The following is a 23,576-nucleotide window of genomic DNA, read 5'->3' as shown; positions in this document are numbered from 1 at the left end:
TCGGACAACGACGCGCCGGGCCCCGATCGCCCGGCCAAAAAAGGAGAGCAGGGGCATGATCCGATCCACTTCCGCCATGGTGGCGGCCGCCGTGCTGGCGCTGACCGTTCCGGGTTCCGCACAGGCAGCGCCCGGCAACACCAAGGCGGAAGTGGTGCGCGGGGTGGAAGCGCGCGCGAAGCTGTCGCAGGTCATCAACGACAAGCTGTTCAGCTTCGCCGAGCTCGGTTTCCACGAAAGCGAGACCGAGCGCTATCTGACCGCGCTCCTCGAGAAGGAGGGCTTTGCCATCGAGCGCAACATCGCGGGCCTGCCGACGGGGTGGACCGCACGATGGACGCACGGCTCGGGCGGACCCGTGATCGCGCTGGGGAGCGATATCGACGGCATTCCGAAAGCGAGCCAGACGCCCGGCATCCCCTGGCGCCAGCCGATGGTCGACGGCGCCCCCGGGCACGGCGAGGGACATAACAGCGGTCAGGCGATGAATATCGTCGCGGCGCTGGCGGTGAAGGACTGGATGGTCCGCACCAACACGCCGGGGACGCTGCTGATCTGGCCCGGCGTCGCCGAAGAACAGCTGGGCGGCAAGGCCTATTTCGTGCGCGAGGGCGTCTTCAAGTCGGTCGACGCCGCGATCTTCAGCCATGTCAGCAGCCAGCTTTCGACCAGCTGGGGCCAGCCCAACGGAACGGGCATGATCAGCGTCGAATATATGTTCAAAGGCGAGAGCGCGCATTCGGCGGGGGCGCCCTGGCGCGGCAAGTCGGCGCTCGACGGCGTGATCGCGATGGCGAACGGATGGGACATGCGCCGCGAGCATCTGCGTCCCGAGCAGCGCTCGCACTATGTCGTCAGCGACGGCGGCGACCAGCCCAACGTCGTGCCGTCCGAAGCGAAAATCTGGTTCTATCTGCGCGAACAAAGCTTCGACGCGATCGCGAAGATGCTGACCGTTGCCGACAATGTGGCCGATGGCGCCGCCAAGATGACCGACACCAGCGTCAGCCGGCGCATCCTGGGTTCGGCGGCGATCCAGCATTTCAATCGCCCGATGGCCGAAGCCGCGCAGGCCAATATCAAGCTCGTCGGCATGCCGAAATGGGATGCCGACGACCAGGCCTTTGCCCGCGCCGTGCAGGCGAACATTGGCGCGACGGTGAAGGACGGGCTGGAAACCGTCGTCGACGCCCCTGCCCCGCCGCCCAAGGAACCCAAGTCGGGCGGGTCGGACGATATCGGCGATGTCAGCTGGACCGTGCCGACGATCACCATCCGCTATCCCGCGAACATCCCCGGCCTGCCCGGGCACAATTGGGCGAACGCGATCGCGATGGCGACCCCGATCGCGCACAAGGGGGTGCAGGCGGGCGCCAAGGTGATGGCGATGACGGTGGTCGACCTGCTGACCAAGCCGAAGCTGCTGGCCGATGCCAAGGCCTATTTCCGCGACGTACAGACGAAGGACCAGCAATATATCCCCGTGCTGGCAAAAGACGACGCCCCCGCCGTCTGGCTCAACACCGACATCATGGCACGGTACAAGCCCGACCTGGCGAAGCGCTATTACGACCCCGAACGCTACGGGACCTATCTGGAGCAGCTGGGGGTCAAATGGCCCACGCTGGGCAGCGAACCGGCGAAATAATGCCAGGTCGAAGTGGAGCGCCCTGAATTCGGCTTTCGCGGGTCAGCGTCCGCCGGCCGCTCACGGCATCAGGCGCCATTCCCGCGCACTCGGCCGGGCCTGAGAAGATCGGGAACCCCTTGCGGCTGGGACCGCAGATATTGCGACGGCGCCGTCACGCTCGCGCCCAGATGCGCAGCGGCGTGCCACGGCCAACGCGGGTCGAACAGCATCGCGCGCGCCAGCGCCACCAGATCGGCATCGCCCGCCGCGACGATCGCCTCGGCCTGATCATAACCGGTGATCAGGCCGACCGCGACGACAGGCATGGAGACGCCCTGTTTGACCGCGCGGGCGAGCGGAAGCTGATAGCCCGGCCCGACGGGAATATCCTGTCGCGGATCGAGACCGCCGCTCGACACATGGATCGCCGCACAGCCCATGGTTTCCAGAGCGCGGGCGAATTCCACCGTCTCCCTCATCGTCCATCCGCCCTCGACCCAGTCGGTCCCCGATACGCGGACGGTGACCGGGCGATCGGGCGGAAAGACCTGTCGTACCGCGTCGAAGACTTCGAGGGGGAAGCGCATCCGGTTTTCCAGACTCCCGCCATAAGCGTCGGTGCGCCGGTTCGAGAGCGGCGACAGGAACTGATGCAGCAGATAGCCATGCGCCGCGTGGAGCTGGACCGCGTCGAGACCGAGCCGCGCGGCGCGTACCGCCGATGCGGCGAAAGCCTCGCGCACGCGGGCGAGCCCGGCACTGTCGAGCGCCGCCGGGCTGTCCTGCCCCGCCGCGAAAGGCAGCGACGTCGGCGCTTCGGTCTTCCATCCGCTCGGGTCGCCGGGGAGCAATTGCGCGCCGCCCTTCCACGGCACCTCGGTCGAGGCCTTACGGCCGGCGTGCCCGAGCTGGATCGCGACCGGCATGTCCGACCAGCGGCGCACGCTCTCCAGCGTGCGCGCCATCGCCGCTTCGGTCGCGTCGTCCCACAGGCCGACATCGGCATGGCTGATCCGTCCCTCGGGCAGAACCGCGGTCGCCTCGATCGTCAGCAGCGCCGCGCCCGACAGCGCCAGATGGCCGAGATGGATCAGGTGCCAGTCGGTCATGCAGCCGTCCACCGCCGAATATTGACACATCGGCGCAATGACGATGCGATTGGCAAGGTCGAGGCCGCCGACGGTCAACGGTGCGAACAAGGCGGGCTGGGACAAGCAGTTCTCCCGTGTTTGCGGTCGGTCAGACCCCCATCATACCGGCGGTGGTCGCGCCGTCGATGACATAGTCGGCACCCGAAATGAAACCCGCATCGTCCGACGCGAGGAAGGCGACGAGCGCGCCGATTTCGTCCAGCTGCGCCATGCGCTTCATCGGCGCCATGCCCTCGAACGCCGCGCGCGCCGCAGCGGGATCGGGCGAGCGGTCGATAACGCCGCGGATCATCTCGGTTTCGACGACGCCCGGCAGAATGGCGTTGACGCGGATCTTGTAGCCCTTGCCCGCGCAATGGATCGCCGCCGACTTGACCAGCGCCACGACGGCCGCCTTGGTCACCGAGTAAGCGGCATAATTGCCCATCGCGCGGTGCGCGTTCATCGACGAATTGACGATGATCGAGCCCGCCGCCCCTTCCGGATTCTTCGCCATCGCGCGGATCGCGTGCTGAACGGTCAGCATCACCCCGGTCTGGTTCACCTCGACGATATGGTGCCACGCGTCGATGCCGATATCCTCGACGCTCGCATCGCCCGCCTCGGTCCCCGCGTTGGCGAAGGCGATGTCGAACCGGCCATATTCGGCCTCGATTTCGGCCATCAGCGCGGGCCAGGCGGCCGCATCCTCGACGCGGTGGCTGCGGAACGTCGCCCCGGTTTGGGCCGCGACCTTCGCCGCCGCATTGGCGTTCGAGCCGGTAAAGACGACCTTGGCGCCCTCGTTCGCCAACCGCGCGACGGTCGCCGCGCCGATCCCGCTCGTCCCGCCGGTGACCAAAGCGACCTTGCCGCCCAGCCTCTGCTGCATCGCGCCTCTCCTCTCGCCTGTCCTTCTGCCAGTTTCGCGGACGCCGCGAACCTATCAATAGAATAAGGTGACGCCCGCCGATCCCGTCCGCATGATGGCGCCATAACAGGAGGAGAGGACCGGCGATGAGCGACAGCGAACATCCGCCCCGCATCGATTGCGTGCTGATCTGCGGCGGCGTCTGGCACGACATGGATTTCGCGCGGCTCGAGCTGCTCAAGCTGCTCGCCGAAGATCCGCGCGTCCGCACGCGGGTGTTCGAGAATTACGACAATATCGACGCGATCGAAGCGGCCGATATCCTCATCACCTACACCTGCGACGTCACCCCGTCCTTGCCCGCGCAGGAAGCGCTGAAGCGCTGGCTGGCGAAGGGCGGGCGCTGGTACGCGCTCCACGGCACCAATTCGATCCTTCGCCTGCTCGACACCGGCGTCTGGGATGCCCCGCGCTGGGCGCCGCTGATGATGGACCTCCTGGGATCGCAGTTCATCAGCCATCCCGCGATCGAACCCTACACCGTGCGCGTCGTCGACCCCGATCATGCGCTCACGCGCGGTATCGAACCCTTCGAGACCAACGACGAGCTCTATCATCTCGAAACGCATGGGCATCTGCACGTCCTGCTCGATACCGAATGCACCGGGCCGGGTACGGGGTTCGTCGAAGCCGCGGATGCGCCCGGCACCTATCCCGTCTTCTACATCAAGCAGCATGGCGCGGGCGCGGTGCTGTACCTGACGCTCGGCCATTGCCGCGGGCATTACGACCTCCAGCCGATGATGGACTGGTGGCCGACGGTCGACCGCTGCGCGTGGGACCTGCCGGTCTTTTACGACCTGCTGCGCCGCGGGGTCGGGTGGCTCAAGGAGCGCGAGCGCGCCTGAACGGAGAGGACCGCGGTCAACCGATTGCAGTCATAAAATCCTCCCTGTGGCGAAGCCATGGGGAGGTGGCAGCGCGCAGCGCTGACGGAGGGGCTAGAGCGCAACGTTGCGGGCCCCTCCACCACCGCCTGCGGCGGCGGTCCCCCTCCCCATGGCCTGCGGCCACGGGGAGGATCGCTAGTGGCAGCTTCCCACCCCAAAGCCGACGTTGCCCAATGTTTCATGCCACCGCACACAACCTCCGCCGGTCCTCACGGATCAGCGCCGCGGCGCGGAGTGCCAGCGCCATAGCCGGGGCGTTGGTGTTGCCCGTCACCGGCGAGGGCATCACCGAGCAATCGACGACGCGCAGCCCCCCGACGCCGTTGACGCGCAGCCGCGCGTCGGTGACCGCGCGATTGTCGCTGCCCATCCGGCACGTGCCGACGCCGTGCAGCCCGCAGGTGGCGAGGCGGCGGAAGGCGGCGAGGATTTCGGTGTCGCTCTGCACCGCCGCGCCGGGCAGCAGTTCGCTCTCGATCAGCCCGGCCAGCGCTGGCTGCGCCATATAGCGACGCATCGCATGCACCGCGGCGATCGCGCTGCGCTCATCCTCGCGGGTCGAGAGCCAGTTGGGCCTGATATCCGCGGGGGCGTCGCTGGCGGGGCCGCCGATGTGGATGCTCCCCTCGCTCGTCAGGCGGAGCAGCTGGCCGTAGATGGTCATGCCCGGCTTGCGGTCGATGCTGCTGAGCGGCACCGGATGCTTGTCGTCGCCGAGCGCGAAGGTGTAGCCGCCCAGATAGAGCTGCAGGTCGGGGCGACGGTCGCGGCTGGTCAGGTTGAGGAAGGCGCCGACCTCGAACGGCCCCGTCGCCATGATCCCGCCGCGCGTGAGCAGATATTGCACCATCGCGCGCGCCAGGCCGACGCCGAAGAAGCTGCGGTTGCTGCCGATATCGCGCGACAGGCGGTGCGGCATCGAAAAGCCGAGATGTTCGCGCATCCGCCCGCCGACGTCGGGGGCGTCGACGACGGGTTCGACCCCGGCGGCGCGCAGCACGTCGGCAGGGCCGATCCCCGAACGCTGGAGCAGCAACGGGCTCTCGAGCGTGCCGCCGGCCACGATCACCTCGCCCACGCAATCGAAACGCTGCGGCCGGCCCGCGACCTTTGCCTCGACCCCCGTCACCCGCCCGCCCTCGACGACCAGCCGCTCGGCCATCGCATGGGTGACGACGTGCAGGTTCGGCCGCCTCCTTGCCCGCGCAAGGAAGGTCGTCGCCGCGCTCTCGCGCCGTCCGCGGCGGATATTATGCGCATAGAAACCGACGCGGTCGGAAGTAGAGGCATTGAGGTCGTCGACCGGCTGCAGCCCCATTTCGACCCCGGCCCGTACCATCGTCTCGGCTAGCGGATAGCTGTGGATCTTGGGCGCGATGCCGACCGGCCCGCCCGCCCCGCGCATCGCGCTCGCGCCGAGGCCGTGATCCTCGAGACGGCGGAAGGCTTCGGTCATCGCGGCACCGTTCCAGCCGGTGCAGCCGAGCTTTTCCCATTCGTCATAGTCGGCGGGCTCGCCGCGGCTCCAGATCATGCCGTTGATCGCCGACGATCCGCCGAGACCCTTGCCGCGAATCCACGCCTCTCCCGGCGCGCCGCCGTCGCCGCGCGGCTGCGACACACCATAGGCCCAGATATGATCGGGATTGGTGACGAGCTTTGCGACACCCTTGGGTATCGCGACCCAGCGACCGTCGTTGCGGCCGCCCGCTTCGAGCAGCAGCACGCGAATTTGCGGATCGGCGCTCAGCTGTTCGGCGACGACGCATCCGGCCGAACCTGCTCCCACGACGATATAGTCCCAGCTTTCCGCCATGGCGCCTCTCCTCGCCCATGACCTGACAGCGGCTCCCCGCCCCCGCACCTAGCGCAATAAATAGGCTCGCGGCGCCGCGGCCGCATGATAGTCGAGAGGCAAAAGAGGGAGGACAGGATGGCAGGGCAAGGCCGCATCGCGGGCAAGATCGCGTTCGTCACCGGCGGCGCATCGGGGCTCGGCCTCGACATCGTCCGCCGTTTCGTCGCCGAGGGCGCGCGCGTTATCATCGCCGACATCGACGTCGCCGCGGGCGAAGCGCTCGCCGCCGAACTCGGCCAGCGCTTCGTGAAACTCGACGTATCGCAGGAAGCCGAGTGGCTCGACGCGCTCGCCAGCTGCGAGCGCGTCGACATCCTCGTCAACAACGCCGGCATCACCACCCACGGCTCGATCGAAGATCTGACGCTCGAAGCCTTTCGCCACGAATTTTCGGTCGATGTCGACGGCGTCTTCCTCGGCTGCAAGCATGTGATCCCCAAGATGAAGGATCATGGCGGGTCGGTGATCAACATGTCGTCGATGTGCGGCGTGCGTGCGCAGGGCGATCTCGCCGCCTATAACGCCGCGAAGGCCGCGGTGACGCACCTGACCAAATCGGTCGCGCTCCACTATGCGCGCAAGGGGTACGGCATCCGGTGCAATTCGGTGCATCCGGGCGCGATCCACACCCCGATCCTCGACAAGGTCATGGCGCAGGTCGACGATCCGCAGGCGCTCTACGACAGCTGGGTCGCGACGCACCCCGTCGGACGGCTCGGCAAGCCCGAGGAAATTTCTGCGATCGTCCTGTACCTCGCGTCGGACGAATCGGGCTTTGCGACCGGCGCCGAATTTCGCGTCGACGGCGGCAGCTCGCTGTGACCGCCGGGCGGCTCGACGGCCGCGCTGCGCTGGTAACCGGCGCCGGATCGGGGATCGGGCGCGCAACCGCCCGGCGTCTCGCCGCCGACGGCGCACGCGTGCTGACCACCGACCGGACGGGCGCGGTCGACATCGTCGCCGACGTCACCGAACCGGGCACCAATGCCCGGCTGGTCGCCGAGGCCGAAGCACGCTTCGGCGCGCTCGATATCGTCGTCGCCTGCGCAGGGATCACGGGCATGCAGCCGCTGGACGGCCACAGCGACGATTTTTTCGACCAGATGATGGCGATCAACGTCACCGCCATCTTCCGCCTGATGCGCGATGCCCTGCCCTTGCTCAAACGCTCGCCGCACGGCCGGATCATCCTGATCGGTTCGGTGATGTCGAGCTTTGGCGAGGCCGGCATGGCGGCGTACAGCGCGTCGAAACATGCGGTGCTCGGCATGACCAAATCGGTCGCGGCGGAAGTCGGCGCGCATGGCATCACGGTCAACTGCATCCAGCCCGGCGCGATCGACACGCCGATGACCGCCCCCGCCTTTTCGGCGCTGCCCGAATTCAGGCAGCGCTGGATCGACAAGGCCGCGCTGGGGCGCCTCGGCCAGCCCGAAGACGTCGCCGACGTTGCCGCCTTTCTTGCGTCCGACGACGCGCGGTTCATGTCCGGCCACGGACTGTTCGTCGACGGCGGCGCCACCCAGCGGCAATAGAATCGCCCAATTTCAGGGCGTTTCCGGCCGTTACGGCATGCCTGATATTTTTGATGATTGTTGAATCGGGACATTAAGCGGACCTTCCGCTCCAACGTGACCGGCGAGCCTATGCGCCGGCGCGAGAGGGAGGATTGACGATGACCACGCATGCCCGAATGCTGCCCGCCGTCTACGCGACCGTGTCGCTCGCCGCGCTTGCCATCGCCACGCCGGCGCTCGCGCAGGAGGCCGCCGCGGACGACAGCGGCAGCGCGCTCCGCGAGATCGTGGTCACCGCGCAGAAGCGCCAGGAGAGCGTCCAGTCGATCCCGATCGCGGTCACCGCACTCGACCAGACCGCGCTCGAATCGGCAACGATCGACGACATCCGCGACATCGCCGGCCGCGTTCCCAGCCTCGTCGTCGACTCAGTCGGCGCCGGCCCCAGCGCCGCGGCGATCTCGATCCGCGGGATCAGCTTCGAGGATATCGAAAAGAGCTTCGACCCCGCGGTCGGCGTCGTCGTCGACGGTGTCTTCATCGGCACCAACACCGGCCAGCTGCTCGACAGCTTCGACCTCGAACGGCTCGAAGTGCTGCGCGGACCGCAGGGCACTTTGTTCGGCCGCAACACCATCGGCGGCGTGATCAACGTGACGCGCACCAAGCCGACCGACGATTTCGGCGTGCGCGGTCAGTTCGCCTACAGCAATTTCGATACCAAGCGCGGCCGCCTCGTCGTCAACACCGGCAAGCTCGGCGACTTCATCGCATTGAAGGCCTTCGGCTATTACGACAAAACCGACGGCTATTATTTCAACGTCACCAAGAACAAGCGCGAGGGTGCCTATGAGACGCTGACTGGCGGCGTCACCGCGCTGATCACCCCCAGCGACACGATCAGTGCGCAGATCACCTATCAGCACAGCCGCGAACGCGGGGAGACGATCGTTGCGCCGCTGTCCGAAACCGGCCGCGACGTCGTCTGCGCCGCTCCCGGCGCGCCGGGCTTCTCTCCGGCCGCCGAGTGCAACCGTTCGACCCAGCCGCACCGCGGCCTCTACACCACCTACAGCAGCATCGAGACCCCGGTGCGCAACGATGCGGACAGCATCACCGGCAACATCGACATCGAACTCAGCGACAATCTCACGCTCTCGTCGGTCACCGGTTACATCAAGAACAAGGAATCGGTGACGCAGGACTTCGACGCCAGCTCGGTCAATTTCTTCGAGACGAAGCGCGACCAGCGCTACAAGCAGTTCAGCCAGGAGGTCCGCCTGCTCGCCGACTTCGACATGGTGAACCTGCTGGTCGGCGGCTATTATTTCAACAGCAGTTACACGCTCGACCAATCGACCAATTTCGGCGTCGTCCTCGGCCAGGGCTCGACCGCGGTGCTCCGCCAATATGTCGACCATCACGCCAAATCCTATGCCGGTTTCGCCGACGCGCAGATCAGCCTGTCGGACCAGTTCAAGATCTCGGTGGGCGCGCGCTACACCGACGACAAAAAGTCGATCTTCAACAATTACGGCCGCATCGGAGCGCTCGTCCGCCTGACCCAGCCGACCTTCGACGGCACGAGCTGCGTCGCGGTGACCGGCACGACCAGCCCGGCACCCGGCGTGGTCATTCCCGTCTACGCCCCTGCCAACAATTGCTCGGGCAGCGACAGCTTCGGAAAATTCACCTGGCGCGCCAATGCCGAATATACGATCGAACCGGGCAAGCTGGCCTATGCCTCCTTCTCGCGCGGTTTCCGCTCGGGCGGCTTCAACGGCCGCGCGGCGTCGCCGACCTCGCTCGGGCCGTACCAGCCCGAGACGGTCGACGCCTATGAGGTGGGGCTCAAGGCCGACTGGCTCGACCGCACGCTGCGCACCAACCTCGCCTTCTATTACACCAAATATAACAACAAGCAGGAAGAGGTGGTGCAACCGTCGCCGCCGGGTTCGTCGAGCCCGCAGGAAACCGTGGTGAAAAACGCCTCGTCCGCCGACATCAAGGGCTTCGAGGCCGAGATCATCGCGCAGATGTCCGACGCGTTCAGCTTCAACGCGTCGTTCAGCTACACCGACGCCAAGTACAAGAGTTTCTTCAACGACATCGTCGGGCTGACCACCGGCAGCGCCGCCGACGGCATCCCCGACGACGTGTCGACGCTGACGCTGCGCCGCGCCCCCAAATATCAATGGTCGGCGGGGCTGAACTACAGCAAGGAAATCAGCTCGGGCCGGATCGATGCCTCGACCCTGCTGCGCTACCAGAGCAAATATGTGACCTGCATCGCACCGAACCGTCCGGTCGTCCCCGGCGCGGTGACCAACGACAATCGCTGCTTCACCGAAAACCGGGAAAATCTGTCGGCGCAGATCGGCTACACGCATTTCCTCGGCGAAGGACGCGAAGTCAGCCTCGCGCTGTTCGGCCGCAACCTCACCAACCACAAGGGCCTGTCGTCGACCCTGCCGGTGGCGGGTCTCTTCACCTTTGGCGCGGCGATCCAGCCGCGCACCTATGGCGTGGAACTCGGCTTCAAATTCTGACGAACGGCCGTGCCCGCCACGGGCACGGCGAGACGAAAAGGGGGACGGGGGGCGGCGCATTGCACCGCCCCTTGTTTGATGGATCACACCAGTATGTCGGGGGAACCCAGATGACGCAGGCCTTTTTCGACCACCCCTATCTGTCGGGCCATCACCAGCCGGTGCGGTTCGAGGCGACGGCGCCCGACCTGATCGTCGAGGGCGAAATCCCGGCCGATCTCGTCGGCGTCTTCTATCGCAACGGGCCCGAGCCGCTCTATCCGACGCGCGAAGGTGAGTATCACTGGTTCGACGGCGACGGCATGGTCTATGCCTTTCACATCGAGGGCGGCCGCGCGTCGATGCTCAACCGCTGGGTGCGGACCGAGAAGTTCGAGCTGGAGAAGGCGGCGGGCAAGCGCCTGTTCGGCATGTTCGGCAACCCGATGACCGCCGATCCGTCGGTGCAGGGAAAGCGCTACAACACCGCCAATACCAATATCATCGTCCATGGCGGCAAATTGCTCGCGCTGATGGAGGGGGCGCCTGCGGTCGAACTCGACCCGCGCACGCTGGAGACGCTGGGCGAGGAACATTATGGCGGGACGATCACCACGACCTTTTCCGCCCACCCCAAGATCGACCATTATAGCGGCGAACTTATCAACATCGGCATGGCGATCAACGGCCCGATGGGGGCGCCGCAATTGCGTTACGACGTGATCGCCGCCGACGGCAGCGTGCGCAAGGCCGAGATCATCGACATGCCGCACAACGCGCTGATGCATACTTTCTTCCTGACCGAGAATTGGGTCGTCTTCCCGGTGATCCCGATCGACGCCGACCTCGGCCGGTTCATGAAGGGCGGACCGATGACCGCCTGGGTCAACGGCCGCCCGACCAAATTCGGGGTGATGCCGCGCGAAGGATCGGCGAGCGACCTTCGCTGGTTCGATTATGAACCCCGTCACATGTTCCACGAACTCAATGTGTGGGAACAGGACGGCAAGATCGTCGCCGACGTCGCCGCCGCCAACGGCACCGCGCTCTTCCCCGACGAGACGGGGGTGAAAAAGACGCATGGCGACACGCAGCAGAGCCTGCGGCGCTGGACGATCGACCCCGGCACCAATGGCAACGGGACATGGATCACCGAAGAAACGCTCAACGACCGCGACATCCAGTTCCCGCGTCCCGACGACCGCTTCATGACCCGCGCCTCGCGCCACAGCTTTGCGAATATCAACCTGAACAGTCGCGACGGCCGTGCCGAGGGGATGGATGGCGTGCTGCGCTTCGACACGGTGAGCGGCAAGGAGGATTTCTATCATTTCGGCAACGGAGCGGCGTGCGGCGAACTGATCTTCGCGCCGAAGATGGGCGCTGCTGGCGAAGGCGACGGCTATGCGATGACCCTCATCCACCGCGCCGGCGCTGCGACGAGCGAACTCGCGATCTTCGACGCGCTCGACATCGCGGCGGGTCCGGTCGCGCTTGTGCATGTCCCGTTCCGTGTACCGTCGGGTTTCCATTGCAATTTCTACGCCGCCGACTCCATGCTCTATCGGCAGGCGCTCGGCGCAGCATAGGGAGAGAAGACCCGTGAAGGTCGCAGCATTTGAACGCGTCGCCGATGTCGCGCGGCGGAACGCGCACGAGCGCCCCGACAAGATCCTCTTTCATTTCGAGGGCCGGACGACGCGCAACGCCGACTTCGATGCGAACAGCAGCCGCGCCGCCAACGCACTGATCGCGATCGGGCTGGAACCCGACGACCGCGTCGCCTATCTCGGCAAGAACAGCGATCTCTATTTCGAGCTGATGGTGGCGGTCGCCAAGGCCGGCGGCGTCATGACGCCGGTCAACTGGCGGCTCGCGGTGCCCGAGATCGCGTGGATCATCGACAATTGCGGCGCGCGCATATTGTGCGTCGGGCCCGAGTTCACCGACCTGGTCGCGGCGAACCGCCATGCGTTTCCAGGCGTCGAGCATGTCATCGCGGTCGAGGGCGATTACCGGGCCTGGCGCGACGACTTTCCCGCCACCGATCCCGGCATCCCGCGCGGCGAGAGCGACGCGGTGATCCAGATGTACACCTCGGGCACCACCGGCAAGCCCAAGGGCGCGGTGCTCACCAACGGATCGGTGCTGCGCTCGAAGCTCGACCGCGACCCGGCGCTGCAGGCCGACTGGGAACGCTGGGACGAGGATGACGTCGGCCTCGTCGCCATGCCCTGCTTCCATATCGGCGGCACCGGATACGGCATCACCGTCATGACCAACGGCGCGACCGGCGTCATCACGCGCGAGTTCGATCCCGGCGGGGTGCTCGACCTGATCGAGGCCTATGGCATCTCGAAAATCTTCATGGTGCCCGCGGCGATGCAGATCATCGTCAATCAGCCGCGGGCGCGCGAGGTCGATTTCTCGCGGCTCCGTCACATCGCCTATGGCGCCTCGCCGATCCCGCTCGACCTGCTGCGCCAGTGCATCGACATCTTCCAGTGCGGCTTCGTCCAGATGTACGGCATGACCGAGACCTCGGGCACGATCGCCGCGCTGCCGCCCGAGGATCATGACCCCGCCGGCAACGAACGCATGCGTTCGGTCGGCAAGCCACTGCGCGGGGTCGAGATGCGGGTGATCGACGGCGACGGCCATGTCCTGCCGCCGCGCGAAATCGGCGAGATCGCGATCCGCGCGCAGGCGAATATGCGCGAATATTGGGGACGACCCGAAGCGACCGCAGAGACGATCGACGCGGGCGGCTGGCTGCGCACCGGCGACGCCGGCTACACCGACGAGGACGGCTATTTCTACCTCCACGACCGGGTGAAGGACATGATCATCTCGGGCGGCGAGAATGTCTATCCGGCCGAGGTCGAGAATGCGATCTATGGCCACCCCGCCGTCGCCGATGTCGCGGTGGTCGGCGTCCCCGACGCGAAATGGGGCGAGGCGGTGAAGGCCTGCGTCGTGCTGCGCGAGGGCCAGAGCGCCCACGCAGACGAGATCATCACCTGGGCCCGCGAGCGGATCGCTGGGTATAAATGCCCGAAGTCGGTCGACTTCATCCCCGCGCTGCCCCGCAACCCTTCGGGCAAGATCCTTCGCCGCGAACTGCGCGCGCCCTATTGGGAAGGCCGCGAGCGGCAGATCGGCTGAGAATCCTCCCTGTCGCGAAGCCATGGGGAGGGGGACCGCTCGCAAAGCGAGTGGTGGAGGGGCTAGCATCGTTGCGTATTGCCCCTCCGTCAGCGCTTCGCGCTGCCACCTCCCCATCGCTTCGCGACAGGGAGGATTTCAGGCTTGCAGCTTCGCCATCGCCGCGCCCACCGCTGCCGCAATGTCACCTTCCTGCGGATTCCCCCGCAGCGCCAGCCCGCCATTCGGCTGCAGATTCTCACCGGTCACGAACGCCTCGTCGCTCGCAAGCCACAAACATGCATTCGCGACATCCTGCGCCGTGTTGAGCCGACCCAGCGGATAGCGCGGCAGGAAGGCGTCGACCAATCCCGGCGTCGCGAAGGCGCCCTCGGTCATCGGCGATTCGGTGAACGCCGGCGAGACGATATTCGCACGGATGCCTGCCGCGCCGAAATCATTGGCAACGCAGCGGATCAGCGCCTCCGACCCCGTCTTGGTTCCGATGTAAGCGGCGTGATTGCTGATCGGCGAGCGCGTCGTCGCCGACGATATCTGGATGATCGATCCGCCGCTCGGCTCGTTCGCCAGCATCGCGCCGACGAACGCCTGGAGGAAATGATGCACGCCGGTGAACTGGAGCGCGACGATTGCGGCCAGTTCTTCCTCGGTGACGTCGAGCAAAGGCTTGAGCAATCCCCAACCGCTCGCGTTCATCGCGATATCGACCCCACCCATCTTCGCCTTCGCCGCATCGGCGAGCGCAAAAACCGACGCCCGGTCAGTGATATCGCAGAGCGCGGCATGACCACCGATCTCTCCCGCCAGCGCTTCGAGCGGTTCGGCCTTGCGCCCCGCGACCATCACGGTCGCGCCCTCGCGTGCAAAGAGGCGCGCGGTCGTCTGCGCCATATTTCCCGTCGATGCCGCGCCGATGATGACGGCGCGCTTGCCGGTCAGCCTGCCCATGTCGATCTCCTTCAGAGCTTCAAGAGTTGTTTGCCGCGGTTCTGCCCGCTGAACAGGCGCTTCAGCGTATCGGGCGCATTCTCGAACCCGTGCTGCACATCCTCGCGATAGGTCAGGCGCCCGTCGAGAACGAAGCCCTCGAGCCGCTTGCGGATCTCCGGAAACTCGCTCGCCCAGTCGAGCACGATGAAGCCCGCCATCGAGCCGCGGCGGAAGATCAGGTTGAAATAATTCTGCGGTCCGGCGGGCAGCGTCCCCATCTCGTAGCGGCTGATCCCGCCGCACACCGCGACGCGCGCGCCGGTCGCGATCTCGCCGAGCATGTCGTTGAGGATCGCGCCGCCGACATTATCGAAGACGACATTGACGCCGCCGGGGCAATGTTCGCGGATCTGCCGCCGCACCTCGCCCGCCTTGTAGTCGATCGCGGCGTCGTAACCCGCCTCCTCGACGAGCCAGCGGCACTTGTCCTCGCCCCCGGCGATCCCGACCGCCCTGCATCCGGCAATCCTGGCAAGCTGTCCGACGACCGATCCCGTCGCCCCCGCCGCCCCCGACACGAGCACCGTATCACCCGCGACCGGTCGCCCGACCTTGAACAGGCCGCAATAAGCGGTGACGCCCGTGGTTCCCAGCACCGACAGCATCGCAGTCGGCGGCAATTGCGTGTCGATCTTCACCAGCCCCTCGCCGTTCGACACATGCCATTCGGTCCAGCCGGTCGATCCCATGACGAGGTCACCGGCGGCAAAGCCCGGGTGCTCGCTCTCGACGACTTCGCTGATCGCGCTGCCGCGCATCACGTCGCCGATCGCCATCGGCGCGACATAGTCGGCGATATTCTCCATCCAGCCCTTCTGCGCCGGATCGAAGCCGAGATAGAGCGTCCGAAGCAGTAACTCGCCATCGCCCGGCGCGACGATTTCGGTCTCGACGAGCCGGAAGTCACCGTCCTCGATCCCGCGCCCGCGCGGATGTCCGTTCAGCAGCCATTGGCGCGATGTCGGCATCGATACTCTCCCTGTTGATGCCGCGAAACTGCGCCTGCCCCCCGCCGCCAGCCACCGCCAAAAGTGCCAGTCGATCGGGAGCGCCCGCGGCCTAGGGTGTCATCAAGGGAGAGAGACGATGCCCGAAGTCCGCCGCAGTTTCTGCCGCTTCTGCCATGCCAATTGCGCGATGCTGGTCACGGTCGACGACGGCCGCGTCACCAAGGTGCAGGGCGACCCCAACGACCCGGTGTTCGGCGGCTATACCTGCATCAAGGGTCGCCAGCTCGCCGAGGCGCATCACGGCCCGCAGCGGCTGACGGTGTCGCAGAAGCGCGTCGATGGCACGTTCGAGGACATTGCGACGGACGCTGCGCTCGACGAGATCGCGGCAACGCTCGGCGCGATCGTTGCCGAGCATGGACCGCACGCCGTCGCCGTCTATGGTGGCACCTACGCCTTCCAGAACAGCGCCGGGGTCGGCAGCGCGATGGCCTTCGCGCAGGGGCTCGGCACGCGCAACATCTACACCTCGGTCACGCTCGACCAGCCCGCGAAAGTCTATACGACGATGCGCTACGGCAGCTGGATGGGCGGAATGCACAGCTTCGCCGATGCCGACGTCGCCTTCTTCATCGGCAACAACCCGATCGTCTCGCACTACGGTCCGCCGGGCGGGCTGCCGCCCTTCTCGCCCTCGCGCCGCCTGCGCGATGCGCTCGAAGGCGGCCTGAAGCTGATCGTCGCCGACCCGCGGCAGAGCGACGTCGCGGCGCTCGCGCATATCCACCTGCCCGTGCGGCCGGGCGAGGATCCCGCGCTGCTTGCGGGGATCATCCACGTCATCCTCGCCGAAGGCCTCACCGACAAGGCCTTTGTCCAGCGCTATGTCGATGGCCTCGACGAACTGCAGCGCGCGGTCGCGCCCTTCACCCCCGACGTCGCCGCCGCGCGCGCGGGGGTCGAGGAAAGCCAGCTCGTCGCCGCAGCGCGCATGTTCGCGAACGGCACGAAAGGCGTCGTCTCGACGGGCACCGGGCCCGAGATGGCGGGCAACGGCACGCTCACCCAATATCTCGTCTCGGCGCTCAACATCCTCTGCGGGCGCTTTTGCCGCGAGGGAGAGTTGAGCTCGATCCCGCGCGTCTTCACCCCCGTCACACCGCGCCGGGCGCAGGTCGCGCCGCCGATGGCGCTTTATGGCGAGGGTTTCCCCGCCTCGCGTTTCCGCGGGCTGACGCATCTCGGCATGGAGATGCCGTGCAACGTCCTCGCCGACGAGATGCTGACGCCCGGCGAGGGGCAGGTGCGCGCGCTGATCGTGATCGGCGGCAATCCGGTGGTCGCCTTCCCCGACCAGGACAAGATGACGCGCGCGATCGACGGTCTCGAGTTGCTCGTCTCGATCGACGTCAACGCCGCGTCGGCGACCGCAAAGCGCGCCGATTACATCCTCGCGCCGAAGATGTGCCTCGAACGCGAGGACATCAGCAACCTCAGCGAATGGTGGTACGAAATCCCCTATGCCCGCTATACCGAGGCGATGATCGACGCGCCCGCAGGGCTGCTCGAGGAGTGGGAGATGCTCTGGGAACTTGCGCACCGTCTCGGCACCGGCCTGCCGCTCGCGGGCGGCGCCTGCCCGATGGATGAACGCCCCACCAAGGAGGCCTTCCTCGACCTGATGGTCGCGGGCTGCGCGGCCCTGCCAAGCAAGGTGCGCCGCGATACGGTCGACGGCAAGGCGGTGATCTATGCCGACCTCCACCCGGTGGTCGAGGCGGGCGATCCCGATGCGCCCGGCCGTTTCGACCTGACGGCGGGCAGGATGCCCGACCAGCTCATCGCCTATGCCGATGCCGACCAGCCGACGCCCGACTTCCCCTGGCGCATGGTGTCGCGCCGCAGCCGCCACCGCTTCAATTCGACCGGACAGAATCTGCCCGCGCTGCGCGCCAGGCGCACGACTAACCCGGCGTTCCTGCATCCCGACGATCTCGCGCGCATCCCATGCAGCGACGGCGACACCGTGCGCATCCGTTCGGCGGCAGGCGAGGTCGTCGCGGTCGCGCGCGCGGCGGAGAATATGCGCCCCGGCGTCGTGTCGATGGCGCATGCCTTCGGCGGCCCCGACATCGGTCCCGACGGCGTCCATGAGCATGGCGTCTCGACCAACCGCCTCGTCAGCGAAAGCGCCCGCTACGACACCATCACCGGCCAGTCGCTGCAAAGCGCGATCCCGGTCTCCATCGTTCCCGCCTGAGGAGTTTTCATGCCCGACAACCGCCGCTTCCTGCTCGTCCGCCGGCCCGATGGCGAACCCGTACGGGAAGATTTCTCGCTCGTGACCGAAGCAACGCCCGAACTCGCAGACGGCGAATTCCTGATCCGCAACCATTATGCCTCGCTCGACCCCGCGATCCGCGGCTGGATGGACGATGCGCCGAGCTATATGCCGCCGATCCCGCTCGGCACGCCGGTGCGCGCGACGACGGTGGGCGTCGTCGAAGCGAGCCGGGCCGAGGGTTTCGCACCCGGCCAATGGGTGCTCGGCCTCAACGCGATCGAGGATTATTCGGTCGGCGTCGCGGGCGGCTTTACCCAGGTGATCGATGCGAGCCTCGTGCCATCGGTCACCAACTATCTGTCAGTTCTGGGCGCGGTCGGGATGACCGCCTATTTCGGCTATATCGACGTCTGCGAACCCAAACCCGGCGATATCGTGCTCGTCACCGGCGCGGCGGGCGCGGTCGGCTCGCTCGTCGGGCAGATTGCCAAGATCAAGGGCGCGAGCAAGGTCATCGGCATCGCGGGCGGACCCGAGAAGTGCGCCAGGCTGATCGATCGCTACGGCTTCGACGCCGCGATCGACTATCGCGGCAAGGACCTTGCGGCGCTGACCGACGCGATCCGCGCCGAAGCCCCCGACGGGGTCGATATCATCTTCGAAAATGTCGGTGGCGACATCCTCGACGCGGGCCTCAACAATCTGCGACACGGCGCGCGAGTCGGACTGTGCGGGCTGATCAGCGAGTATAACAGCGTCGAAAAGATCGGCGCGCGCAACATCTGGCAATTGATCGTGCATCGCGCCTCGATCCGGGGTCTGCTCGTCGCCGACTATATTGCGCGTTTTTCAGAGGGAGGAGCCGAAATGGCGGGCTGGCTGCAACAGGGCGAACTCGTCGCTGACGAACATATCGACGAAGGCCTCGAAAACAGCTTCGACGCCTTCATGCGCCTGTTTGCCGGAAGCAATCAGGGCAAAATGATACTGAAGATCGCATGACCGGGTCGCGCAGCCTTCTCGTCCTGTCAGGCGGCCATCCCTTCGAGGCCGCCCCCTTTACCGAACTGCTTGAAAGTCTCGATGGCTGGACGATCACCCACTTGATCCATCCCGAAGCCGAAACGGCGGTCGCCGCAGGCGCCGCGACCGGTGCCGACGCGATCCTCTTCTACGACATGCCCGGCTACAGCTTCGGTGACGGGCGGGCCGCAACACGCCCTCCGTCCTTCACCTATCGCCGCGCGATCACCGACTTTTTCGCGCGCGGCGGCGGCGCGGTCGCGATGCACCATGCGATCGCCGGCTGGGCCGAATGGCCCGAATGGGCCGACATGCTCGGCGGGCGCTTCCTCTATGCGCCAGGCGTCGCGAACGGTGAGACCCATCTCGACTCGGGCTATCGTCACGACGTCCGCTACGATGCCGTCATACTCGACCCCACACATCCGGTGACGGCTGGTCTGCCTTCGCGCTTTCCACTCTGTGACGAACTCTATCTGGCACCGATATGGGGCGCCGTGACCCCTCTCCTCCGCGCTGATCACGCCTTCGTCCGCGACAATTTCTATTCGGCGGCGCAGGCTGTCGCGGGACGGATGTTCAGCAATGACGGTTGGGCGCATCGCCCCGAAAGCGACCTGATCGCGTGGGAAAAACCCGTCGGCGCCGGACGCCTCGTCTATCTCCAGCCGGGCGACGGCCCGGCGACCTACGCCGACCCGAACATCCGCCGTCTGATCGCCAACGCGCTCGACCATGTCGCCGCGGCCCCGCCACGCGCCTAACGAAAGTGTGCATCGCGTGCCGGGAGCCGCTGCATATAGTTGCGCGTATAAAGAGAAGATCGAGGGAAGAGGCGCGTGAACACTATCGCCGCAGGCAGTTTTTTCGACCCGCAGGTCATCGCCGACCCGTTCGACTATTATCGCGCCTGGATGGCGAAAAGCCCCGTCGTCCAACTGTCCGAGGGAATGTTCCTCGTCCTCTCCTATGACCTTTGTGCGCAGGCGACCGGTGAGGTCGAGACTTTCTCGAACAATTTCCAGGGCACATTGTCGGGCGCGATGGCCGAGGACGGCGACGTCGCCGCGATCCTGTCCGGGGGGTGGCCGCAGGTCGACACTTTGCTCACCGCCGACCCGCCGGTCCACACGCGCTTTCGCAAGCTCGTCAACCTCGCCTTCTCGATGAAGCGCGTCGCCGCGATCGAGGAGGAGATGCGGGGGGTCGTGATCGACCTGATCGAAAAAATGGCCGCAAAAGGCGAGGCCGACTTCGTCCGCGATTTCGGCATCCCGCTGCCCGTCGCGATGATCGCGAGCCAGATCGGCATGGAGAACGACCTCGATCGCGTGAAGCGCTGGTCCGACGCCTTCGTCGACCGGCTCGGGCGCATGATCCCCAAGGAACGCGAACTCGAATGCGCGCGCGAGGTCGTCGAGTTCCAGCATTATATGAAGGCCAAGATCGACGAACGCCGCGCGAACCGCACCGACGACCTGCTCTCCGACCTCGTCCATGCCGAAGTCGACGGCGAACGCCCGCTCGAGGATGCCGAGATCCTGTCGATCATGCAGCAACTGATGGTCGCGGGGAACGAAACGACGACTTCGGCGCTCGCCGGCGGGCTGCTCCAGCTGATCGAAAACCCCGACCAGATGGCCAAGGCCGTCGCCGCCGCCGACGAGGGCAATGAGCGCGCGATCATCAACCTCGTCGAAGAGGTTCTGCGCATCGAAAGCCCGACCGCGGGCATGTGGCGCATGGTGCTGAAGGACGCCGAACTCGGCGGGGTCAAAATTCCCAGGGGTGCCATGGTGCAGCTGCGCTATGCCGCGGCAAACCGCGATCCGACCAAATATCCCGATCCCGACCGGTTCGACATCGAGCGCGCCAATGCGCGCAGCCACCTCGCCTTTGGCAAGGGCATCCATATGTGTGTCGGCAACATGCTGAGCCGCAAGGAAATGGCGGTCGCCTATACGGAACTGCTGAAGCGCCTGACCGATTTCCGCGTCGCCGAGGGACATGTGCCGAGCTGGCCGCCGAACATGCTGCTGCGCGGGCTCACCACGCTGCCCATCAGCTTCGGGCGGCGGGCATGAATTTCGACCTCGACGAAGGCCAGCAGCTGACGCGCGACACGATCGGGCGCTTTCTGGGTCCGGTCGACATTGCCGCGCGGCATGCAATGCGGCGGACCGAGGGCGGTTATTCGCGCGCGCGCTGGCGGGACGTCGCCGATCTCGGCCTGCTCGCGCTCGCCGCGCCGGAAACGATGGGCGGCATGGGCGGCACGATGGTCGACCTTGCACTCGTCGCCGAAGCGCTCGGCAAGGGACTCGCGATCGACCCGTGGCTCGAAAATGGCGTGCTGCCGATCCGGCTCGCCGCAGCGGCGGGCGATGGCGCCCTGGTCGGCGAACTGGCCACCGGGACGCAGTTCGCAGCGGTCGCCTTCGCCGAACCCGGACGCCGCTACGAAACCGAAGCCATCGGTACCAAGACCGAGGCCAATCAGGTCGCGGGCGCCAAGACCTTCGTCCTCGGCGCTCCGCTTGCCGACATAGTGCTCGTCACCGCCGCTGGCGACAAACTCGCCAAGGTCGAGAAAAGCGCTGCCGGCATCGTGCGGCAGGACTATCCCGTCATCGACGGCTCGAATGCCTCCACCGTGGACCTGCTCCGCACGCTCGCCGAAATCTTCGACCTGCCAGACGCCAAATTCCGGCGCGTCATCGGCGACGTCCGCACGCTCGCCGCCGCAGAAATGGTCGGACTCGCACAGACGATGTTCGACGACACCCTCGCCTATGTCGGCGAACGCCAGCAGTTCGGCGCCGCGATCGGCAGTTTCCAGGCGCTCCAGCACCGGCTCGTCGAATGTTACGCCGCGCTCGAACAGGCGCGGTCGATGGTGCTGCGCACCGCAATGCTCGACCCGACAACCGACGATGCGAACTGGCCCCGGATTGCTGCGGGCGCCAAGGCCTTCGTCGGCGAAGCCGCGGCACGCATCGGGCTGGAGGCGGTACAGATGCACGGCGGCATGGGCCAGACCGACGAGCTCGCGATCGGCCATGCGCTGAAGCGCGTCATGCTGCTCGACAAGCTTTTCGGCGATCAGGACCATTGCCTGCGCAGCTATGCGAGGGCGGCATGAGCACCCTCGCCCCCATCGCACCCGGCCTGTGGACCGACGATCCCGAACCGCGGCTGATCGGGGGACGGCGCGCCGACGGCGAGATCGTCTTTCCCGTTCCCGAAGGCGACGCCGCCGCGCTGGTCGAACCCGTCGCATTGTCGCGTCGCGGCACGCTCTGGTCGTGGACGACGCAGGGCTTCGAACCCAAGGAACCGTACAGCGGCCCGCAGCCCTTCCAGCCCTTCCTGATCGGCTATGTCGAGCTGCCCGGCGAGGTGATCGTCGAGACGCGGATCGCCGATGCGACCGCCGCCGACCTTGTGATCGGAATGCCGATGGAATTTGTCGTCGTCGCCTTCGACGACCACCGATCGACCTATGCCTTTCGTCCGGAGCGCCAGCCATGAGTGACGACGTCTATATCATCGGCGCGGGCATCCATCCCTTCGGCCGTACCGACAGCCGTTCGGGCCGCGATCAGGGCGTCTATGCCGTGCGCGAAGCGCTGGCCGACGCGGGCGTCGCATGGAGCGACGTCGAATTCGCCTATGGTGGATCGGCTGCCGCCGGCTCCGCCGACATCATGGTCAACGAGCTCGGGCTGACGAGCGTGCCCTTCATCAACGTCGCCAACGGCTGTGCGACCGGCGGCAGCGCGCTGACCGCGGCGCGCAACGCGATCGCGGCCGGGGCTTGCGACATCGCGCTCGCCGTCGGCTTCGACAAGCATCCGCGCGGCGCCTTCAACGCCAAACCGTCCGATTACGGCCTTCCCGAATGGTACGGCGAGACGGGCATGATGCTGACGACGCAATTCTTCGCGCTCAAGATCCAGCGCTACATGGCGCTCCACGGGATCAGCCGGCGGACTCTGGGTCTCGTCGCCGAAAAGGCGTTTCGCAACGGCACGCTGTGCGACCACGCCTGGCGGCGTTCGCCGGTCGATCTCGACACGATCCTGAACGCGCCGATGGTCAACGATCCGCTGACCAAATATATGTTCTGCTCACCCGCCGAGGGCGCGGTCGCGCTGATCCTCGCGAGCGGCAAAAAGGTCCGCGAACTCGGCGCCGACGCGGTGCGCATCGCCAGCGTCGCCTTCCGCACCCGCCCCGAGGGATCGTTCGAGGTGTTCGCGCCGTCGATCAGCGTCAATGGCGGCGGCAAGCCGACCCAGATCGCCAGCAAGGCCGCCTTCGAAATGGCGGGCATCGGCCCCGAGGACGTCTCGGTCGCGCAATTGCAGGACACCGAAAGCGGCGCCGAAATCATGCACATGGCCGAAAACGGCTTCTGCGCCGACGGGGAGCAGGAACAATGGCTCGCCGAAGGATGGAGCGAGATCGGCGGCAGGATGCCGATCAACACCGATGGCGGCTGCCTTGCGTGCGGCGAACCGATCGGCGCCTCCGGCCTCCGGCAGGTTTACGAAAACACCGTGCAGCTCCGCGGCCGCGGCGGCGAACGGCAGGTGCCGAACCGCCCGCGGGTCGGCTATTCTCATGTCTATGGCGCGCCCGGCCTGTCGGCGGTGGCGATCCTCGAACGCTAGCGGA

General features: G+C 66.5%; 19 protein-coding genes. 14 read left to right on the top strand and 5 right to left on the bottom strand.

What is annotated here, in order from left to right:
- Window positions 1–55: 55 nt before the first annotated feature.
- On the top strand, window positions 56–1,648 hold the full coding sequence (locus EAO27_RS20630) for an amidohydrolase (protein ID WP_242775123.1): 1,593 nt from the start codon (window positions 56–58) through the stop codon (window positions 1,646–1,648).
- A gap of 68 nt (window positions 1,649–1,716) precedes the next feature.
- Here the strand turns inward: EAO27_RS20630 and EAO27_RS20625 are convergent, their stop codons facing one another.
- Both EAO27_RS20625 and EAO27_RS20620 read right to left on the bottom strand, forming a co-directional pair.
- Window positions 1,717–2,844, bottom strand: coding sequence for an NADH:flavin oxidoreductase/NADH oxidase (locus EAO27_RS20625; RefSeq protein WP_242775120.1), 1,128 nt, complete (start codon window positions 2,842–2,844; stop codon window positions 1,717–1,719).
- Window positions 2,845–2,869: 25 nt separating this feature from the next.
- Window positions 2,870–3,652: an SDR family oxidoreductase gene (locus EAO27_RS20620; protein ID WP_242775117.1), complete on the bottom strand. Its 783-nt coding sequence runs from the start codon at window positions 3,650–3,652 to the stop codon at window positions 2,870–2,872.
- Between the two features lie 125 nt (window positions 3,653–3,777).
- Here EAO27_RS20620 and EAO27_RS20615 point away from each other — a divergent pair, with 125 nt between their 5' ends.
- The gene (locus EAO27_RS20615) at window positions 3,778–4,539 is read left to right on the top strand and encodes a ThuA domain-containing protein (RefSeq protein ID WP_242775114.1); all 762 of its coding nucleotides are present in this window, start codon (window positions 3,778–3,780) and stop codon (window positions 4,537–4,539) included.
- 220 nt (window positions 4,540–4,759) lie between these two features.
- Here EAO27_RS20615 and EAO27_RS20610 read toward each other — a convergent pair whose 3' ends face one another.
- Window positions 4,760–6,397: a GMC family oxidoreductase N-terminal domain-containing protein gene (locus EAO27_RS20610; RefSeq protein ID WP_242775111.1), complete on the bottom strand. Its 1,638-nt coding sequence runs from the start codon at window positions 6,395–6,397 to the stop codon at window positions 4,760–4,762.
- Between the two features lie 117 nt (window positions 6,398–6,514).
- Here EAO27_RS20610 and EAO27_RS20605 point away from each other — a divergent pair, with 117 nt between their 5' ends.
- From EAO27_RS20605 to EAO27_RS20585, 5 genes are all read left to right on the top strand, one after another.
- Complete coding sequence (locus EAO27_RS20605) at window positions 6,515–7,261, top strand: glucose 1-dehydrogenase (RefSeq protein WP_242775095.1); 747 nt, start codon at window positions 6,515–6,517, stop codon at window positions 7,259–7,261.
- Window positions 7,258–7,974, top strand: a complete 717-nt coding sequence (locus tag EAO27_RS20600) for an SDR family NAD(P)-dependent oxidoreductase (protein WP_242775093.1) — start codon at window positions 7,258–7,260, stop codon at window positions 7,972–7,974. Before EAO27_RS20605 ends, EAO27_RS20600 begins: the two co-directional genes overlap by 4 nt.
- Window positions 7,975–8,114: 140 nt before the next feature.
- A complete protein-coding gene (locus tag EAO27_RS20595) occupies window positions 8,115–10,505 on the top strand; it encodes a TonB-dependent receptor (RefSeq protein WP_242775090.1) in 2,391 nt (796 codons plus the stop codon).
- Between the two features lie 110 nt (window positions 10,506–10,615).
- Window positions 10,616–12,073 (top strand): carotenoid oxygenase family protein, encoded by a 1,458-nt coding sequence (locus EAO27_RS20590; protein ID WP_242775074.1) that lies wholly within the window; start codon window positions 10,616–10,618, stop codon window positions 12,071–12,073.
- A 13-nt stretch (window positions 12,074–12,086) separates the two neighbouring features.
- Complete coding sequence (locus EAO27_RS20585; RefSeq protein ID WP_242775071.1) at window positions 12,087–13,649, top strand: fatty acid--CoA ligase; 1,563 nt, start codon at window positions 12,087–12,089, stop codon at window positions 13,647–13,649.
- A 138-nt stretch (window positions 13,650–13,787) separates the two neighbouring features.
- Here EAO27_RS20585 and EAO27_RS20580 read toward each other — a convergent pair whose 3' ends face one another.
- Window positions 13,788–14,597, bottom strand: a complete 810-nt coding sequence (locus tag EAO27_RS20580) for an SDR family oxidoreductase (RefSeq protein ID WP_242775068.1) — start codon at window positions 14,595–14,597, stop codon at window positions 13,788–13,790.
- 11 nt (window positions 14,598–14,608) lie between these two features.
- Window positions 14,609–15,607, bottom strand: a complete 999-nt coding sequence (locus tag EAO27_RS20575; protein WP_242775064.1) for an NADP-dependent oxidoreductase — start codon at window positions 15,605–15,607, stop codon at window positions 14,609–14,611.
- A gap of 118 nt (window positions 15,608–15,725) precedes the next feature.
- Here EAO27_RS20575 and EAO27_RS20570 point away from each other — a divergent pair, with 118 nt between their 5' ends.
- The 7 genes from EAO27_RS20570 to EAO27_RS20540 all read left to right on the top strand — a co-directional run bounded on the left by EAO27_RS20570 (window position 15,726) and on the right by EAO27_RS20540 (window position 23,572).
- Window positions 15,726–17,849, top strand: a complete 2,124-nt coding sequence (locus EAO27_RS20570; RefSeq protein WP_242775060.1) for a molybdopterin-dependent oxidoreductase — start codon at window positions 15,726–15,728, stop codon at window positions 17,847–17,849.
- A 9-nt stretch (window positions 17,850–17,858) separates the two neighbouring features.
- Window positions 17,859–18,875 carry an NADP-dependent oxidoreductase gene (locus tag EAO27_RS20565; RefSeq protein ID WP_242775057.1) on the top strand — a complete coding sequence of 339 codons (1,017 nt, stop codon included), beginning with the start codon at window positions 17,859–17,861 and terminating at the stop codon, window positions 18,873–18,875.
- Window positions 18,872–19,660: a ThuA domain-containing protein gene (locus EAO27_RS20560; protein ID WP_242775054.1), complete on the top strand. Its 789-nt coding sequence runs from the start codon at window positions 18,872–18,874 to the stop codon at window positions 19,658–19,660. The genes EAO27_RS20565 and EAO27_RS20560 overlap by 4 nt, the downstream gene beginning before the upstream one ends.
- Before the next feature lie 75 nt (window positions 19,661–19,735).
- Window positions 19,736–20,980: a cytochrome P450 gene (locus EAO27_RS20555; protein WP_242775039.1), complete on the top strand. Its 1,245-nt coding sequence runs from the start codon at window positions 19,736–19,738 to the stop codon at window positions 20,978–20,980.
- The gene (locus tag EAO27_RS20550) at window positions 20,977–22,038 is read left to right on the top strand and encodes an acyl-CoA dehydrogenase family protein (protein ID WP_242775034.1); all 1,062 of its coding nucleotides are present in this window, start codon (window positions 20,977–20,979) and stop codon (window positions 22,036–22,038) included. Before EAO27_RS20555 ends, EAO27_RS20550 begins: the two co-directional genes overlap by 4 nt.
- Window positions 22,035–22,427, top strand: a complete 393-nt coding sequence (locus tag EAO27_RS20545) for an OB-fold domain-containing protein (RefSeq protein WP_242775031.1) — start codon at window positions 22,035–22,037, stop codon at window positions 22,425–22,427. Before EAO27_RS20550 ends, EAO27_RS20545 begins: the two co-directional genes overlap by 4 nt.
- On the top strand, window positions 22,424–23,572 hold the full coding sequence (locus tag EAO27_RS20540; RefSeq protein WP_242775028.1) for a thiolase family protein: 1,149 nt from the start codon (window positions 22,424–22,426) through the stop codon (window positions 23,570–23,572). Before EAO27_RS20545 ends, EAO27_RS20540 begins: the two co-directional genes overlap by 4 nt.
- The last annotated feature ends 4 nt before the right edge of the window (window positions 23,573–23,576 follow it).

Origin of the sequence: Sphingopyxis sp. YF1, from assembly GCF_022701295.1 — a bacterium.
Taxonomy (GTDB): domain Bacteria; phylum Pseudomonadota; class Alphaproteobacteria; order Sphingomonadales; family Sphingomonadaceae; genus Sphingopyxis.
This window is presented reverse-complemented; position numbering and strand designations above follow the sequence as displayed.